The following is a 17,262-nucleotide window of genomic DNA, read 5'->3' as shown; positions in this document are numbered from 1 at the left end:
CGGTGGTGACAAACGGGGGTCAGGAACCCGGGGTGTCGTCGCGGTACACCCGGCCGCCCTTCATCACGAAGCACACCCGTCCCGTGACGGACAGGTCGGCGAGCGGGTCGCCGGGGACGGCGATGACGTCCGCCAGCAGTCCGGGGGCGATCCGGCCCCGGTCGCCGGCGTCGATCAACTCGGCCGCGACGGTGGTCGCGGCGCGCAGGGCCTCGACCGGCCGCATGCCCCGGTCGGCGAGGGCGAGGAGTTCCATGACGCCCCTGCCGTGCGGGATGGCGGGGGCGTCGGTGCCGAAGGCGACCTTGACCCCGCGCCGGATCGCGCGGGCGGTGGACTCCCGGGCGAGCGGGAACACCTCGGCGGCCTTCGCCCGGAGCGCCGGGTCCGCGTGCGCCATGTCCATGCCCTCGGTGAGCGAGGTGGTGGCGACCAGGAAGGTGCCTTGTTCGGCCATCAGGTCGAGGGTCGCGTCGCTCGCCAGGAAACCGTGCTCGATGCAGTCGATCCCCGCCTCGACGGCGGCCCGGATCGCCGAGTCGCCCATGCAGTGTGCGGCGACCTTGAGTCCCGCACGGTGCGCCTCGTCGACGGCGGCACGCAGTTCCTCGTCGGAGTACTGCTGCGCGCCGGCGGGGCCGGTGTGTGACATGACCCCGTTGGAGGCGCACACCTTGATGACCCGTGCCCCGTACTTGATCTGGTGGCGGACCGCCTTGCGCACCTCCGCCACCCCGTCGGCGATGCCCTCCTCCACGGTGAGGGGCAGCACACCGGGGGCGAACCCCTGGAACATGGTCGGGTCGAGGTGTCCGCCGGTCGGGGCGATCGCGTGTCCGGCGGGCACCACGCGAGGGCCCTCGACCCACCCGAGGTCGATCGCCTTCTTCAGCGCGACGTCGAGCAGCACTCCCCCGGTCTGCACGAACAGGCCGAGATTGCGCACGGTGGTGTAGCCCCGTCGCAGCGTGCGCCGGGCGTTGGCGACCGCGCGCAGGGTGCGCACGGCCGGGTCCTCCTGGACGGGGATCAGCGGGCTGCGGTGGTCGGGCCCGCCGAGGAAGAGGTTGACCTCCATGTCCATCAGGCCCGGCAGCAGGGTGACGTCGCCGAGGTCGCGGACGACCGTGCCCTGCGGCAGCCGGGCCGGCCGGATCTCGGCGATGTGCTCGCCCGCCACGAGCACCTCGCCGGGCTCGGCGATCTCGCCCTTGTCGATGTCCAGCAGACGCGCCGCCCGCAGCAGCACGGGGGGCTGCGGTGTCCCCTCCCGGGGGGCCCGCCCGGGTTCCTGTGCGGCCATCACACGGCGGGTTCGATGACGGCGTCGATGCTGGAGGGGCCGCTGTCCGGGACCCTCGGCTGGCCCCACGCCTCCACCGGGAAGGCGACGGTCACCAGCGCGCAGAACGCCCACAGCAGATGCTTGTCCTGGTCGCCGATGTCGTCGAGGCTCAGGTTCTCCAGGTACTCGGTGTTCTGCCGGAGCAGCGGGTACGCCACGTCGTAGAAGGCCTGGAGCTCCTCCATGGTGCTGCTGACGCGTTTGGCGTAGCGGGCCCGCTCGCCGCGGACCGCCCAGTCCGCGAACGGTTCCAGCGCGGCGAAGCCGGGGGGAAAGACGTTGCCCATGTCAAAGGTCTCCGTTGTCTGTTCGGCGGGCGTCTTCGGGCGGAGGCCGCTCAGGAGGCGGACGCCGTGGAACCCCGCTGCCGGTGGTCGTGCACATAGCTCTGCGCGGTGGTGTGCAGGTGACGCAGCAGGACCTCCTGGTCGCAGAGCGGGAATTGGTCCACGGTGCGCGACTCGAGCATGGTCTGGGTCGCTTCCAGGGTGTTGCCGTCCTGGAGGCCGTACTCCTTGAACGTCACGGCGGCCAGTTCCTGCTGGAGCCGTTCGAAGCCGTTCTTCGGCGGGACGAAGTAGCAGGTCCCCTCGAAGATGTGGGTGTTGTACGAGGTCGGCCAGTAGTGGTAGGTCAGCACCCAGTTGGGCCGCCAGATCAGCAGCATGAAGTTGGGGAAGAACACGAACGAATCCATCCCCCAGACCTCACTGCGCGTCGGGTTGATCGCCGGCGGCAGCTCCTCGGTCGTCATGCCGATGTCGGGGGCGTCCCACGGGCCGAAGAGTCCGCTGCGCAGGACCCGTTCGATGGGCTTGACCATCGCCTTCTCCTTGGGGGGCGCGATGCCGCCCCAGGACGAGACCATGCTGTGCGGGCCGTCGACGTCGTAGGCCAGCGCCTCGTAGCCGTACTTCTTGATCTTTGCGGCCTCGCCCGCCTCGTACTGCCCGGCGTGCAGGATCGGCGCGTGATAGAACTCGGCGAACGCGTCGATGAACAGCTTCCAGTTGCTGCCGATCTCGGCGCGGTACTTGTGCACCCGGGTGAGCCTGTGGAACGGGTAGCCGTCGATGCCCTGGGCGAACTTGCCGAGATAGGCCTTCAGGGGTGTGGAGTTCTCCGGGTCGAGGTTGACGAAGACGAACCCCTCCCACACCTCGGTCTGCACCTGCATCAGCCCGTACTTCGACTTGTCCATGTCGAAGAACTCGGACTCCTGCTGGACGAAGGTGAGCTTGCCCTCCAGGTCGTACCGCCAGGCGTGGTACTTGCAGGTGAAGGCCCGGCAGGTGCCCTTGGTCTCCTCGCGCGGGTAGTCGTCCCACACCAGCTTGTTGCCCCGGTGGCGGCACACGTTGTGGAAGGCGCGCACCTCGCCGTCCGAGCCGCGGACCACGACGACGGACGCCCGGGCGGCGTCCAGCTCCTTGGTGAAGTAGCTCCCCTTGCGCGGCAGTTGCTCGACCCGCCCGACGTTCAGCCAGGTCCGGCGGAAGATCGCGTCCCGCTCCTGCTCGTAGAACTCCGGTGAGATCGAGTCGGCGTAGGAGACGGGCCCGGTGTCGATCTTGAAGTGCTCGGTCCAACTGCCCTCGGCGGGCTTGGGGAAGTGTGCCATGGGTCGGAACCTCCGCTCGGGGTGACCTCGCTACGATAACAAGAGTCTCGATATTGAGAATAGCGTTTCCGCATCTTGCTCAATGGGCTTCGGTCAAAGCCGTTGAGTTCATTTCCGCATGCCGGTAGCTTCGTGTCACTGGCGTCACAACTCTGCGCACCCAGGAGGGGCGATGGTGACATGCCGCGCGAACCCGACCCGACCGGGCCGTGGGAGAAGGCTCCGGCTCACCGGCATGCTGGTCACCGTGTCCGGTGTCGCGGTGCTGGCGGTCGCTCCCGCAGGCCACTCCGCAGCGCCCGCCGCGCACTCCCCCGGCAGACTCCCGCAGCTGGTCGCGGCGATGACCCTGGACGAGAAACTGACCTTCGTCCAGGGCCGCTGGGACGATCCGCAGCAGAAGGTCATCGGCGAGTCGGGGTACATCCCCGGAGTGGGGCAGGCTCGGGATCCCGCCGCTGCGGATGAGTGACGGTCCGGCCGGTACGCGCGCCGCCCCCTCCTCGACGGCGATGCCGGCGCCGGTCGCCCTGGCCTCATCCTTCGACGACCGGCTGGCGCGTGAGTACGGAAGGGTCCTCGGCCGCGACGGACGCGCCCGGGGCATGGACGTGGTGCTCGCCCCGATGGTCAACACCATCCGCGTGCCGTACGCGGGCCGCAACTTCGAGGCCTACGGCGAGGACCCGCTCGTCAACTCCCGCATGGTGAGCCAGGAGATCCGCGGCATCCAGGACGAAGGTCTGATCGCCACGACCAAGCACTTCGCGGCCAACAACCAGGAGACCGAACGTCAGAGCGTCAACGCGAACGTCGGGGAGCAGGCGCTCCACGAGGTGGAACTCTCCGGGTTCGAAGCGGCCGTCGAGGCCGGTACCGGATCGATCATGTGCTCCTACAACAAGGTCAACGGCGCGCACTCGTGCAGCAACGACACCCTGCTGACCTCCATCCTGCGGGAGCAGTGGGGATTCCGCGGATGGGTCATGTCGGACTGGTCGGGAACACGCGCCACCACGGACATCCTCCGCGGACTCGACCAGGACATGCCCGGTCCGCCCATCGGTCCGGACTACTTCGGCGCGCCGCTCAAGGCCGCGATCCAGAAGGGCTCGATCCCGGTCACGGCTCTGGACCGCTCCGTCGGCCGCATCCTCGGCACCATGCGGAACTTCGGTCTGCTGCGCTGCGCGTCCCCTCAGGGGCCCGTGCCCGGCTGCGCGTTGCCGGCGCGGCCCCGATTCGACGCAACCGCTAGTAACGCCGTCGCCCGGCGGGCAGCCGAGGACGGGGCCGTCCTGTTGCGCAACAAGAACGACGCCCTGCCGCTCACCGGGCGTGCGGCCCGGGACATCGCGGTCATCGGCACCCCGGCCGTCGCGCCCGTGATCGGGGGCGGAGGCAGCTCCTCGGTGATCCCCAGCACCGTGACCGCGCCACGCGAGGAGATCGTCAAGCGCGCCGGAAGCGGCTCGACGGTTTCCTACCGTCCGGGCGTCGACACCATCGGCACGGTGATCCCCGGTTCGGCTCTCTCCGGCGGAGCGATCGACCACACCGGAGACGACGCGCTCACGACCAAGACCTACGAGCAGACGCGCACACTGACGGCACCCGAGGACGGCGACTACCTGATCAGCATCCGCTCGACGGTGAGCAACCGGTCGCTGACCGTCGACGGCCGGCAGGTCGCCGAGGCGAACAGCTACCGCACCGACACGCTCACCGGCACCTCCGCACGAGTCCGCCTCAAGGCGGGGAAGCACGAGATCGGTGTGAAGGTGAAGGGCTACGGCGCCGACCCGACCCTGCAGGTGCAGCTGACCTGGACCCCGCCCCGGGCCGCGCGGGCCGATCTGGCGGCGGCCGTCGCCGCGGCCCGGAAGGCCACGACCGCCGTGGTGTTCGTCCACGACGAGCAGACGGAGGGCAAGGACCGCACCACGCTGGCGCTGCCTCACGACCAGGACGCCCTCGTCTCGGCGGTGGCCGGGGCCAACCGCAACACGATCGTCGTCCTGAACACCGGCGGACCCGTCACGATGCCGTGGCTGAGCTCGGTCGAAAGCGTGCTGCAGATGCACTACCCCGGCCAGATGGGCGGCGCCGCCACCGCGCGGTTGCTCTTCGGCGAGGCGGCACCGGGGGGCAGGCTCACCCAGACGTTCCCGCTGGACGACGCGCACACGATCGTGAGCGGCATGCCTCGACGCTTCCCGGGCGTCGACGGGCAGGAGGAGTACTCCGAGGGCGTCCTGGTAGGCCACCGCTGGTACGACCGGCAGCAGATGAAGACCCTGTTCCCCTTCGGCTACGGCCTGTCCTACACGACGTTCTCCTACAGCGGCCTGACGGTCACCCCAGGGCCCGAAGGGCTGGCCGTCGGCTTCACGATCACTAACACGGGTGAGCGCGCCGGCCAGGAGGTCCCGCAGATCTACCTCGGACCCAGCTCCGAGGTGAGGAACGCGCAGCAGCCCCCGCGGAAGCTGGTGGGGTACCGGAAGGTCCGCCTGGGCCCCGGCGAGTCCCGCCACGTCACGGTCACCGTGCCGAAGCGGCAACTGCAGTACTGGGACAGCACCGCGCACGGCTGGGTCACGGGCACCGGTTCCCGGGACGTCCGGGTGGGCTCGTCCTCGCGGGACCTTCCGCTCCACCGCGACGTCACCGTGCGCCGGTGACCACGTTGATCCCGCGAGACGGAAGGACCGGCGGCCCGGTCGGGTTCGTGGGACCGGGCGCCCTGGGCGGCGCCCCGGCGTCCAACCTGCTCCGGGCCGGGTTCGAGGTGGTGGCGTACGACGCCGCGGGACCGCGCGCACCCCGCTGGGCGCCCGCTGGGTCCCGAGCCCGGCGGACGTGGCGCGGGCGGCCGCGACGGTGGTGCCCAGCATGCCGGACGGGGCCGTCTGCCAGGAAGTGGTGCGGGACCTCGCGGCCGCCCCGGACCGGCAGGTCACCCACGTCGTGGGCACGTCCACGGCTGAGCGGCGCAGGGACCATCGGGGCGGTGACGGGCTCGGTGGGGGAGGCGTTCACCGCGGCGGAACCCGGTGCCGACCTCACCCGCGTCTACCCGTTCGTCGCCGGGCACCGATCCTCCGTGTCCGCGGTGTCGGTGCCGAGGAGGACCGCCACGGTGTCCCGGACGATCTGCGGATAGCGGTCCGCATCCGGGTCCACGAGCCACAGCTGGTGGACGCCCTCGACCAGTGCCAGCACCGCGGCCGCGGCGGTCGGCGCGCTCAGCCCGCTGGGCACCCGCTCCCCGTACCGTTCGACCAGGCTCGCGACGAGGTGGTCCTGGACGGAGCGGCACCGCTGCCGGATGTAGCCAGCGGCGGGTTCCTGGCCGGTGACCGCCTCGGCCAGCACCACGCTGTGCACGGTGGCGAGCGACGGATGACTCTGTTCGAAGGCGACGGCCTCGGCGAAGTCACCCGCCCAGTCCTCGCCGACCCGCCGGCCCGCCAGGTTCTCCCGGGCGAGCTCCTCACGGAAGCGCAGGAGCTCCAGCAGCAGCCGCTTCTTGCTGGGGAAGTAGTGCAGGACGCCCTGACGGGTGAGGCCGGCCCGCTCCGCGACCGCGTCGATCGAGGTGCCCTTGAACCCGCGGGCGGCCAGGACCTCCAGTGCCGCCTCCAGGACCTGCTCACGCCGCTCCGACACCACGTCGTGCCCTTCCGTCGTCTGGAAAGGTGCCCGCACACCGTACGCACGCGAGTCGCCGCGGGTCGAGAGGGCGTACGGGATCCCTCTCAACGTCCCATCGCGGCAAGGGCGGACAGGGCGGCGCCCCGCAGTGGCGCCGCGTCGCGTACGCCCGCCTTGTCCGCGATCTCACCGAACAGACGGACGTCCTTGGCGAGCAGGCCGCCCGCGTGGGCCGCGACGCGCTCCAGGCCGCCGCCCGCGTCGCAGACCCGGTCCAGCGCGAAGCTGGCCGCGCTGCCGCGCGGCAGGACCCGGGCCAGGGCGGTGCGGTCCAGACCGAGAGTGCCTCCCAGCCCGAGGGCGTCTGCGGCGAGCCCCAGGTGGGCGGTGAACAGCAGGTTGTTGAGGATCTTGGCGAGCTGGCCGGAGCCGGTCGGGCCGAGATGGACGACGGGGTCGCCGTAGGTGTCGAACACCGGGCGGCAGAAGGCGAAGGCCTGGGGGTCGCCGCCCGCCATGACGACCAGGGCGCCCTCTTCGGCTGCCCGGCCGCCGCCGCTGACCGGCGCGTCCAGGACGAAGACACCGGACGTACGGGCCAGCGCCTCCAGGCGACGGCAGGTGTCGGGGTGGACGGTGGAGTGGACCACGATCACCCCGCCGCGACGCAGCCCGGCGAGGACACCGTCGGGGCCGGTCACCACCTGCTCGACGTCGGCGTCGTCGACGACGCACAGGCACACCAGATCGCTGGCGGTGGCCAGTTCGGCGGGCGAGCCGGCCGTCCTGGCCCCGCTGTCCGCGAACGGGGCGAGCGTGGTGCGCCTGCGTGCCCACAGGGTCGTCGGGTGTCCCGCCCCGACGATCCGGCGGGCCATGGGCGCGCCCTGGCTGCCCAGTCCGATGAAGCCCACGCGGGTGGACGCCCTGCTCATGTCGTCCTCCTCGGCCGCCAGAACACGGCGAGCAGCCCCGCGGTCGCCGTCACGCCCACCCCGAGCACGACACCGGCGCCCGACCACCCGGTCACCTCGATGCCGGCCGCCGTGTCCACCGCGTACTCCCCCGGTCCCCACGCGCCGAACGCCACGCCGAGCACGCCCAGGACGAGGACGTACTCGTAGCCCTCCTTGAAGACGAAGAAGCCGTGCGTACGGTGGGCGAGCAGTCCGGCGACCAGCATCACCGACAGCACGGCCGCGCAGGCCAGCGAGGTCAGCAGCCCGAGGACGAGCAGGACGCCCGCGCCGATCTCGGTGAGAACGCTCAGCCAGGCCTGGAGCCGCGGCCGGGTCAGGCCGAGACCGGCGAACCAGCCGGCGGTTCCGGTGATGCCGCCTCCGCCACGCCAGTGGTTCCAGCCGTGCGCCACCATGACCGCGCCGAGCACGAGCCGCACCACGAGCGCGGCGGCGTCGAAGGCCTCACCCATCGCCCCTCCCCCGTTCCGTGGGCAGCGCCTGCACGCCGATCGCGCACTCCTCGACGAAGGCGAGGACCCGCAGGTGGTAGGCGAGGGCGGTGCGGCCCACGCTGGTGTTGTGGCCGGCCCCTGCCTGTTCATGGAGGACCACGCGGGGAGAGCCGGTGAACATCGAGGCCAGGTCGGACAGGCCTTCCGGGCCGTTGACCCACACCTGTTCGTGCTCGGCGAGGGTGATGTGGACCGGGACCGCGATGCGCGCCGACAGCCGGGCGAGATCCTCCTGCCAGCCGTCACGGTGTCCCTCGTAGGCGGGCGAAGGAGAACCGATCCGCTGTCCGCCGTGCACATCGGGCGCGTAGGCCTGCGGCGGGTGCCAGAGCGCGTGTCGGAGGCTGGGCCGGGCGCGGGTCGGATCACGTCGCCACTCCTCCATCGCCCTTACGGCCTGGGGGTGGTGCATCCGGCCCATACCCGCCAGCTCGACGCCGAGCAGGTCTGAGACTCGCGGGCCGCTCGCCATGCGCAGAGTGAGTTCGGAGCCCGCCGAGTGCGCCCACAGGAACACACCGAGGCCGCGCTCGCGCTCCTTCAACAGCGCGTCCACGGCCTCGTGCGCGAAGTCCGTGCGCTGTTCGGCCGTGTGCGTACGGTCCTCGTATCCGGCCGAACTGCCGTAGCCGGGGCGGTCCAGGGCGACGGCGGTGAAGCCGGCCGCGGCGGCGGTGCGCAGGAGCGAGAGCCTCGGGTGGCCGGGGTGGTCGAAGTAGGCGGAGGTGGTGGCCCCTCCGTGCAGGGCCACGATCACGGCCTGCGGGCGAGGCACCTCGGCCACCAGCGCGGACGCCGGCACACCGTGCACGTCGACCACCTGCCGGTGTACGGCCGTGGTGAGTTCGGGTTCGAGTGAGGTCATGCCACGGTCCTGATGGTCATGGTCCTGGAAGTCACGGGCCTGGAAGTCATGCGTCCGTCCTGAGCAGGAGTACGCCGCTGGGGGTGAGCCCACCGCTGGAGACCACGGCCGTGCGCGCCCCCGTGACCTGCCGCCGCCCCGCCCGGCCGCGCAGTTGGAGCACGGCCTCGTGGAGCAGGCCCATGCCATGGGTCCGGCCGTGGGAGAGCTGACCGCCGTGCGGGTTCAGGGGCAGCGCGCCGTCGGGGGCGATGTTCTTGCCGCCGTCCAGGAAGTCGCGGGCCTCGCCGATGCCGCAGAAGCCGAGCGCCTCGATCCAGGACAGGCAGTTGAAGGTGAAGCCGTCGTAGAGCAGTGCCACGTCCACGTCGGCGGGGCGCAGGTCGGTGCGCGTCCACAGATGGGCGGACTGGCCGAGGACCTGGGGTTCGTGGGTCAGGGTGGACTGGTCCCATTCGGGGCGTTCGACGATCTGCGTGCCGACGGCCTCGACCCGTACCGGTGGTCCGGGGAGGTCGGGCGCGGTCTCGGCGGCGGAGACGACGACGGCGACGGAGGCGTCACAGGGGACGTCGCAGTCGTAGAGGCCGAAGGGGGTGCTGACGGTGCGTGCCGAGAGGTAGTCGTCCATGGTGAGCGGGTTGCGGTAGATCGCGTCCGGGTGGCGGGCCGCGTTGGCGCGCTGGTTGAGGGCGATCCAGCCGAGGGTCTCGCGGGTGGTGCCGTAGCGGTGCATGTGCCGCTGGGCGTTCATGGCGAGCATGACCGCGGGGGAGACGGCACCGAAGGGCTTGAACCAACCGTCCGCATCGACCCGTTGGGGCACGGAGATCCTGCCCTGCCGGACGAGTGCGCCGTGCGTCGCCTCCCACACCGTGCGGAAGCACAGCACGTGCCGGGCCAGGCCGCCCGCCACCGCGAGCATCGCGGCGATCACCGAGCCGCCCGGTCCGGGGGTCTCCGCCGCCCCGTTGTGCCACACCGGGCGGATGCCGAGCGCGGACTCCACAGCGGTCACACCGCCCTCGGCGAAGCCGCCGTACGCACCGCCGCCGGGATAGGTGGACAGTCCGTCGATGTCGTCGAGGGTCAGGCCCGCGTCGGCGACGGCTCTCTCGCAGGCCTCGACGGTGAGGTCGAGGGGCGGGACCATCAGGCGGCGGCCGATGCGCGAGGCGCCCGCGCCGCTGATGACCGCGCGGTCCTCGAACCGGGGCCCGGGCAGCACCGGGCGGAGTCGTCCGGTGACCGGGGGGTCCTCGGGCAGGGGCGCGGGCGGGGGCTGCCGCGCACACGGCCGGAACAGGGGCAGCCAGGCGTCACCGGCCTGCTCGAAGACCACTTCCATGCGCATGCCGATCCGCAGGTCCTTGGGCGCGCAGCCGACCACGTTGGTCGTCAGCCTGACGCGCGGGTCCTCCTCGATCGCCACCTGGGCGACGACGAACGGGCAGGGCAGACCCGGGAGCGGGAAACGGTGGTTGACGGTGAAGCCGATCAGGGTGGCGAAACCCGAGACCTCCCCGGCCTCGGTCTCGTGTCCCCGGCAGTGGCGGCAGACGGGCTGCGGCGGGTGGATGAGTGCCCGGCACGCGGTGCAGGTCTGGAAGCGGAGCCGTCCGTCCCGGCCGGAGGTCCAGAAGAACTCGGTCTCCTGGCGGATCTCCGGCTGCGGGCGGACCGTGCCCCCGGCCCGGCTCAACGGATCTTCGCCTCCGCCTTGCGGACCGTGACCGGCTCGGCCAGTCCCTGTTCGTCGCAGGCCTGCTGGAGGTTCTCCAGGGTTTCCGCCAGGCCGGGTCCGAGGCGGGCGCCCGGGGTGAAGGTCGCCGGGAGGTGCCGCATGCCCTGGATGACGCCGATGGTCTCGTAGTGGACCGTGCCCTCGGGGTCGCACTCGAAGTCCGGAATGCGGTCGAGGACCTGGAGCAGCATCCGCTTGAAGACCGTGCGGGCGACGTTGGAGCCGATGCAGCGATGGATGCCCAGGCCGAAGGCGGTGTGGCGGTTGCCCCCGCGCGCGAGGTCCACCTGGTCGGGGTCGGGGAAGACCTGCGGGTCCCGGTTGGCCATCGCCCAGGACAGCCACAGCCGGTCGCCCTCCTTGAACTCGGCGCCCGCGATCTCGCAGTCCTCGGCGACGGTGCGTCCGTCGCCGGGTGCCGGGGTGAAGTAGCGCAGGAACTCCTCGGTGGCCGTGTCCAGCAGGGTGTCCCGCTCCCCGCTCAGCCGGGCCCGTTCACCGGGGTGCCGGGAGAGCCACTCCAGGGCGTGCGCGGTCAGGGCGGTGGTGGTGTCGAAGCCGCCGCCGATGAGCAGGGCCAGCGCGCCGACCAGGTCCTCCTCGCGCGGCGCCGCGCCGTCGATCTCCAGGTGAACGAGAGCGTCGACGAGGCCGGGGCGGGGGTGCGCGCGGACCTCCTGCAGCGTGGCGGCGATGTCACCGATCATCGCCATGTGAGCCTCCACCACCCGGGCCATCTCCGGCGAGTGCGGCGGGGTGTAGACACCGGCGTGGGCGGGCTCGTTGTACAGCTCCCACTTCTTCAGCGGGATGCCCATCATCGCGAGCGTGAACACGGCCGGGACGATGTTGGCGAGGTCGTCGACGAAGTCGATCCGGCCCGTCTCGATCCTCTCGTCGACGCAGGCCCACGCCACGTCGTCGATGAACGGGATCCACCGCTGCACGGCGGCCGGGGAGAGGTAGGGGTTGAGGGCGGTGCGGTAGGCACGCTGCTCGGGCGGGTCCATCTCCAGGAAGCCGCCGCGCAGGCCTCTGCCACGGGGCGGGCCGGGGATGCTGATGCCGCGGTAGCCGCGCCGCTCGCCGTGGATGTCGTGGTCGTTGGACAGCTTGTCGCCGGCCCGGGCGAAGGCGAGCAGCTCTCGGTTGCCGGCGGCCACCCAGTGACCGTCGTAGGTGTCGGTCCAGGCGAGCGGGCAGCCGCCGTGGAACGCGCGGGTCTGCTCCTCGAACCGGTCGCGGTACTCCGGGGCGTGCCGGTCGAAGTGGACGCGGGGCTGTTTGCGGGCGTCGTCGCCGGTGGTGTCCGGTGCGGTCATGGGCTGTGCTTCCTCTCGGTCCGCCGGGTACGGCTCAGAACACGCCGATCGCGCGTTCGGGGCAGGAGCGGACGGCCTCGACCACCGCGCTCTCCTGGTCGGTGGGGACGTCCTCGGCGACGGGCGAGGAGTGTCCGTCGATCTCGCTCAGCTCGAAGACCTTGGGGGCGCGCATGGCGCACAGGGTGTGCCCCTGGCAGCGCTCGGGGTCGACGCGTACCTTCACGTCTCTCATCTCCGGTTCAGGTCAGGTCGGACAGGGACTTGCCGACGCCGGCGAGTGTGGCCGGCGCACCGTAGTCGCCCTTGTACTTGTAGGCGGGTGCGTCACAGCGGTAGGCGCCCTGGTCGGGCTTGAAGTCGGCCGCCTGCCAGCCCTTTGCGGTCGCCTCGACGATGGAGTGGCACGTGGGCGGCTGCTTCGAGGTGAGGTCGAAGGGGGCCTGCAGGCCGCCCGCGGTGAAGCCGGTGTTCTTCATGGCGTTCTCGTACACACACTTCCGCGTGATCTCGGCGCAGTCGCGGGCCGCGGTGGCGAACAGCAGCCAGGCGGAGAAGGCGCGCAGGGCCGGGTAGGTGACCTGTCTGCCGGGGGCGTACTTCTCGAACAGGTCGGTCAGCTGCCGCACGGCCGGGTTGTCGGCGGCGCTCTCGAGCGGGGCGGTGGCGAAGAGTTCGGCGTAGTTGTGCTGCTTGCCCAGGGCGGCTCCGGCCAGTTGCGGGAAGGCGGGGCCGTAGGCGTTGCTGTTGGCGTCGATCCAGTCGGGGCTGTAGCCGATGCCGGTGAGGGCCTGCTCCAGTTTGGCCAGGCTCGCGAAGTCGCCCAGGAAGACCAGGCCCCGGACGCCGGACTTCTTGATCGACTGGGCGTAGGGCGTCCAGTCGGAGACGCCGGCCGCCGGGTACAGGTCGCTGTAGGAGATCCTGCCGCCGAGACCGGCGACCGCTTCCTTGAACTGGGCGGCCATGACCTTGGTGACGGGGGAGTCACCGGCGATCATGCCGACCTTCTGCGCCGAGTCCGGGTACTTCTCCTTCAGCAGCCAGGAGTAGTAGCCGGCGTACTGGAAGTACCCGGCGGTCGGGCCGGAGGCCAGTGCCTGGAGGTCGGAGCCGATGGCGCCGATCTGACTGGACTGGGAGGGGAAGTTGGGCAGCAGGCACTTCAGCCGGTCCTGGACGCCGAGGCTGTCCAGGGCGGAGCCGCCGCCCACGAGCGCGAAGTCCGCCTTGCATGCCTCAAGGACCCGCTGGCGGACCTCCGTCAGCTTCGCGTCGCGGGTGACGGGGACGAGGTCGCGGCCGTTGATGCCGCCCACGTCGTTGCACCAGGACGTGAACACCTTCGCGGCGTCCACGAATTCGGACCTCTTGGTGAAACCGATGTCGGACAGGACACCGACCTGGATCGTGTCGTCGGTGACGCCCTGGACGGTGGAGGGCCTGGCGGTGCCGGGACCGCAGACGTTCTTCAGGGTGCCGAAGTCCGGACTCGCCTCGGCGGCGGGGCTCGTCCTGCGGGCGGGGTCGGTGCCGGGGTCGTCGCCGGAGCGGGTGGAGCAGCCGGCCAGCAGCACCGCGGCCACGGTGACCGCGCCGATCAGCGCCTTGCGCATGGTGCCTCCTCGGGGAGCTCGGACGCCGTCGTCCGAGGGAGGTGAGGGAGTGCGTGGGGTGGCGTGGGCCGGGTGCTGCGCCGACGCCGTCAGGTGATCGCGCCGCTCGCCTTGAGGGCGAGGATGCGGTCCCAGTCGTAGCCGAGTTCGGTGAGGATCTCCTCGGTCTGGGCGGCGAACTCGGGGGCGGCTCCCGGGCGGGTGTCCTCGACGTCGAACTGGACGGGGCTGGAAACCAGTTCGAGGTCGCCGGCCCGCCCGATGTAGCCGTTGGCGCGGACCTGCTGGTCGGCGGCGGCCTGGAGGGTGTCCTGGACGGGTGCCCAGGGGCCGTCGAGCGCGGCGAGGTCCTCGGACCACTCGGTCAGGGTGCGGCTCGCGATCACCTCGCGGAGGATCTTCACCGCGTCCGGCGTGTGCTCGGCGATGCCCTCGGAGGTGGCGAACCGGGGGTCGTCGGCGAGTTCCGGCCGGCCGATGCAGCGGCACACCCCGGGCCAGAACTTGGCCGGCTGGAGCATGACGAAGGCGATGAACCGGCCGTCGGCGGTGCGGTAGAGCCCCGAGAGCGGGTTGGTGGGCGAGCCGTGCGCGCTGGGCGTGACGCCCTCCCAGGGACGGTCGAGGTGGACGGACAGGGCGATGGAGTGGCCGAGTGCCCACAGGCCGCTGCCGAGCAGCGAGACGTCCACGACGGAGGCCTCGCCGGTGCGTTCGCGGCGCAGCAGGGCGGCCGCTATGCCGCCGGCGAGGTTGGTGCCGGAGACGGTGTCGCCGTAGGCGGGTCCGGGTGGGCTGATCATGCCGTCGCTGCCGGGCGGGGTGATGCTGGCGGCGGTCCCGGCGCGGGCCCAGAAGGCGGTCATGTCGTAGCCGCCCTTGTCCGCCTCGGGACCGCGCGGGCCGAGGGCGCTGCCGCGGGCGTAGACGATGCGCGGGTTGACGGCGCGGATGTCGTCGACGTCGATGCCGAGCCGTGTGCGGGAGGCGGGCATGAAGCTGGTGAGGAAGACGTCGGAGTCCTTCACCAGTTCGTACAGCACCTCGCGGCCCTCGGGGCGGGACATGTCCAGGCCGAGGGAGCGCTTGCCGCGGTTGGCGTGGGCGACGTTGGGGTTGGGGTCGCCCTCCACCCGGAACGGGCCGGTCTGGCGCAGCCCGCGCTGCGGGTCGCCGGTGACGGCGTGCTCGATCTTGACGACGTCGGCGCCCCAGTCGGCGAGCACGGCCCCGGCCGAGGGGACGAAACCGTACATGGCGACTTCGAGGACACGGATCCCTTCGAGTGGTTTCACGCCCCCTCCCCGGGCGGCACGACGCGGCCGAACGCCTTCTCCTCCAGGAACTCCTCGAACCCGGCGCGCCCGCTCTCCCGGCCGATGCCGGACTGCTTGTACCCGCCGAACGGCACGTCGGCGGAGAAGTAGTTGCCGCCGTTGATCGAGAAGGTGCCGGTGCGGATGCGGCGGGCCAGGCGGATCGCGCGCTCGTCGTCGGCGCTGTGCACGGCGCCGGACAGGCCGTACCTGGAGTGGTTGGCGATGCGGACGGCGTCGTCCTCGTCGTCGTAGGGGATGACCGCGAGAACGGGTCCGAACACCTCCTCCTGGGCGATCTCGCTGTCGGGGTCCACGTCGGCGAGGAGGGTGGGTTCGTAGAACCAGCCGGGGTCGACGCGGGTGCCGCCGCGGACGAGCGTCGCCCCGGCCTCGACGGCGCGCCGCACCATGGCGTCGACCTTGTCGCGCTGCTGCTCGCTGATGAGCGGGCCCATGGCGGTCTCCGGGGCCTTCGGGTCGCCGACGCGGACGCGTTCCATGCCCGCCGCGACGAGTTGCACGATCCGGTCGTGGTCGGCGCGCGGGACGAGGAGGCGGGAGGTGAGGGCGCAGCCCTGTCCGGAGTGGGAGCAGATGGTGAAGGCGGCGAACATGGCGGCCCTGGTGTAGTCCGCGTCGTCCAGGACGATCATGGCGGACTTGCCGCCGAGTTCGAGGAAGACCCGCTTCACGGTGCCGGCCGCGGCGGCCATGATGGCCCGCCCGGTGGTGGTGGCGCCGGTGAAGGTGACCAGGTCCACGTCGGGGTGCGTGGTGAGCAGTTGGCCGACCTCGGTGCGCGAGGAGCTCAGGACGCTCACGACACCGGGCGGGATGTCGGTGTGCTCCGCGATGAGTTCGCCGAGCGCGAGGGTGGTCAGCGGGGTCTGCGGGGCGCCCTTGAGGACGACGGTGCAGCCCGCCGCGAGCGCGGGGGCGAGCTTGGCCAGGGCGAGCTGGTTGGGGAAGTTGTACGGCAGGATGGCGGCGACGACCCCGGCCGCCTCCTTCTCCACCCAGCGGTGGTGGCGCCGGCCGCGGCTCTCCTTCTCTCCGAGGTCCTCGGTGAACTCGTAGGCCTGAAGGAGGTCCGCGTAGTACGTCACGAGGCCGATCGGCTCGTCGAGCTGGGGGCCGTGGGTGAGCTGGCGTGGCGCGCCGACCTCGGCGATGGTCAGCTCGCGCAGCTCCTCGCGGTGGTCGTCGAGGGCCTGGTGGAGCCGGCGCAGACAGCGCAGCCTCAGGTCCCTGTCCGTGGCCCAGTCGGTGGTGTCGAAGGCGCGGCGGGCGGCGGCGATCGCGGCCTCGGCGTCGGCCTTCGTGGCGTTGGGAGCGTGGCCGAGCAGGTCACCGGTGGCGGGGTTGTACGAGGGGAAGGTGCTGTCCGCGCTCACCAGTTTGCCGTCGATCAGCTGGGACTTGGCGACGAGGGCGCTCACAGCCGCACCACCGATCCGCCGTCGACGGCGATGACCTGTCCGGTGACCCAGGCGGCCTCGTCGGAGAGCAGGAACATGAGGGCACCCGCCTGGTCGGCGGCGGTACCCATGCGCTTGAGGGCGAAGGACTGCACCATCGCCGCGCGGTACTCCTCGGGGATGATGCTGCGGGCCGCCTCGGTGTCCGTCGGGCCCGGCGCGATCGCGTTGACTCGGATGCCGCGCGGGCCGAGTTCGGCGGCGAGGGAGGCGGTGAGGTGGTTGATGCCGGCCTTGGCGAGCCCGTAGAAGCCGGTGGCCTGCCAGGCCGCGGTGGAGGACTGGTTGACGACGGCCGCGCCCTCCTGAAGGTGCGGCAGGGCGGCGCGGGTGACGTGCAGTGCGCCGAGCAGGTTCACCTTCAGGAAGCGGTCGAGGTAGTCGTAGTCGACGGTGACGATGCCCTCGCGGCGCATGCCGTGGAAGATCGCGGCGTTGTTGACCAGGTGGTCGATCCGCCCGGACTCGCGCATCACGGTCTCGATGAGCGCTTCGGCGGAAGCGGGGTCGGCCACGTCGGTCCGTACGAACAGGGCGTCGCCGATCTCCTTGGCGACCCGCTGGCCCTGCTCCTCGTTCAGCTCCGCGACCACCACGCGCGCGCCCTCGGCCGCCAGCGCCCGGGCATACCCCTCGCCGATGCCCTGGCCGGCTCCGGTGACGATGATCACCTTGTCCTTGAACCGCATCCCAGCCTCCTCGCTCGGTTGCTCGGAAACTACATTCTCTTTTTGCGCGAGGCAAGGATTCGCACACGAGAATCACACTGTCAGTCAGGTACGACCCCCCTCCCAACGCCCCGGCACACGCAGGGGTTTCCG

Annotated in this window: 16 protein-coding genes; 2 read left to right on the top strand and 14 right to left on the bottom strand. The window is 71.5% G+C overall.

Annotated elements, in window-relative coordinates; all coding sequences use genetic code 11:
* Positions 1–19: 19 nt before the first annotated feature.
* The 3 genes from C6376_RS34155 to C6376_RS34145 are packed head-to-tail and all read right to left on the bottom strand — an operon-like array spanning position 20 to position 2,966.
* Positions 20–1,303 (bottom strand): amidohydrolase family protein, encoded by a 1,284-nt coding sequence (locus C6376_RS34155; RefSeq protein ID WP_107446935.1) that lies wholly within the window; start codon positions 1,301–1,303, stop codon positions 20–22.
* Complete coding sequence (locus C6376_RS34150) at positions 1,303–1,632, bottom strand: hypothetical protein (protein ID WP_107446934.1); 330 nt, start codon at positions 1,630–1,632, stop codon at positions 1,303–1,305. Before C6376_RS34150 ends, C6376_RS34155 begins: the two co-directional genes overlap by 1 nt.
* A gap of 50 nt (positions 1,633–1,682) precedes the next feature.
* Positions 1,683–2,966, bottom strand: coding sequence for an aromatic ring-hydroxylating dioxygenase subunit alpha (locus tag C6376_RS34145; RefSeq protein ID WP_107446933.1), 1,284 nt, complete (start codon positions 2,964–2,966; stop codon positions 1,683–1,685).
* Between the two features lie 235 nt (positions 2,967–3,201).
* Between C6376_RS34145 and C6376_RS44840 the strand changes: the two genes are divergently transcribed.
* A complete protein-coding gene (locus tag C6376_RS44840; protein WP_107446932.1) occupies positions 3,202–3,438 on the top strand; it encodes a hypothetical protein in 237 nt (78 codons plus the stop codon).
* Complete coding sequence (locus tag C6376_RS34135; RefSeq protein ID WP_107446931.1) at positions 3,431–5,650, top strand: glycoside hydrolase family 3 protein; 2,220 nt, start codon at positions 3,431–3,433, stop codon at positions 5,648–5,650. The genes C6376_RS44840 and C6376_RS34135 overlap by 8 nt, the downstream gene beginning before the upstream one ends.
* A gap of 391 nt (positions 5,651–6,041) precedes the next feature.
* Here C6376_RS34135 and C6376_RS34130 read toward each other — a convergent pair whose 3' ends face one another.
* From C6376_RS34130 to C6376_RS34080, 11 genes are all read right to left on the bottom strand, one after another.
* Positions 6,042–6,638: a TetR/AcrR family transcriptional regulator gene (locus C6376_RS34130; protein WP_254076179.1), complete on the bottom strand. Its 597-nt coding sequence runs from the start codon at positions 6,636–6,638 to the stop codon at positions 6,042–6,044.
* Between the two features lie 89 nt (positions 6,639–6,727).
* Positions 6,728–7,558 (bottom strand): NAD(P)-dependent oxidoreductase, encoded by an 831-nt coding sequence (locus tag C6376_RS34125; protein ID WP_107446929.1) that lies wholly within the window; start codon positions 7,556–7,558, stop codon positions 6,728–6,730.
* Positions 7,555–8,055 carry a DoxX family protein gene (locus tag C6376_RS34120; RefSeq protein ID WP_107446928.1) on the bottom strand — a complete coding sequence of 167 codons (501 nt, stop codon included), beginning with the start codon at positions 8,053–8,055 and terminating at the stop codon, positions 7,555–7,557. The genes C6376_RS34125 and C6376_RS34120 overlap by 4 nt, the downstream gene beginning before the upstream one ends.
* The gene (locus C6376_RS34115; RefSeq protein ID WP_107446927.1) at positions 8,048–8,962 is read right to left on the bottom strand and encodes an alpha/beta fold hydrolase; all 915 of its coding nucleotides are present in this window, start codon (positions 8,960–8,962) and stop codon (positions 8,048–8,050) included. Before C6376_RS34115 ends, C6376_RS34120 begins: the two co-directional genes overlap by 8 nt.
* A gap of 46 nt (positions 8,963–9,008) precedes the next feature.
* A complete protein-coding gene (locus C6376_RS34110) occupies positions 9,009–10,664 on the bottom strand; it encodes an OB-fold domain-containing protein (protein WP_107446926.1) in 1,656 nt (551 codons plus the stop codon).
* Positions 10,661–12,028 (bottom strand): cytochrome P450, encoded by a 1,368-nt coding sequence (locus C6376_RS34105; protein ID WP_107446925.1) that lies wholly within the window; start codon positions 12,026–12,028, stop codon positions 10,661–10,663. Before C6376_RS34105 ends, C6376_RS34110 begins: the two co-directional genes overlap by 4 nt.
* A 34-nt stretch (positions 12,029–12,062) precedes the next feature.
* Positions 12,063–12,263: a ferredoxin gene (locus C6376_RS34100; protein WP_254076178.1), complete on the bottom strand. Its 201-nt coding sequence runs from the start codon at positions 12,261–12,263 to the stop codon at positions 12,063–12,065.
* Positions 12,264–12,270: 7 nt separating this feature from the next.
* Positions 12,271–13,644, bottom strand: coding sequence for an ABC transporter substrate-binding protein (locus C6376_RS34095; RefSeq protein WP_107446923.1), 1,374 nt, complete (start codon positions 13,642–13,644; stop codon positions 12,271–12,273).
* Between the two features lie 89 nt (positions 13,645–13,733).
* Positions 13,734–14,939 carry a CaiB/BaiF CoA-transferase family protein gene (locus tag C6376_RS34090; protein WP_107446922.1) on the bottom strand — a complete coding sequence of 402 codons (1,206 nt, stop codon included), beginning with the start codon at positions 14,937–14,939 and terminating at the stop codon, positions 13,734–13,736.
* Positions 14,936–16,402, bottom strand: coding sequence for an aldehyde dehydrogenase family protein (locus C6376_RS34085; protein ID WP_254076177.1), 1,467 nt, complete (start codon positions 16,400–16,402; stop codon positions 14,936–14,938). Before C6376_RS34085 ends, C6376_RS34090 begins: the two co-directional genes overlap by 4 nt.
* Positions 16,399–17,130: an SDR family oxidoreductase gene (locus tag C6376_RS34080; RefSeq protein ID WP_107446921.1), complete on the bottom strand. Its 732-nt coding sequence runs from the start codon at positions 17,128–17,130 to the stop codon at positions 16,399–16,401. Before C6376_RS34080 ends, C6376_RS34085 begins: the two co-directional genes overlap by 4 nt.
* Between the last annotated feature and the right edge of the window lie 132 nt (positions 17,131–17,262).

The sequence above is a fragment of the Streptomyces sp. P3 genome (assembly GCF_003032475.1).
Taxonomy (GTDB): Bacteria; Actinomycetota; Actinomycetes; order Streptomycetales; family Streptomycetaceae; genus Streptomyces.
This window is presented reverse-complemented; position numbering and strand designations above follow the sequence as displayed.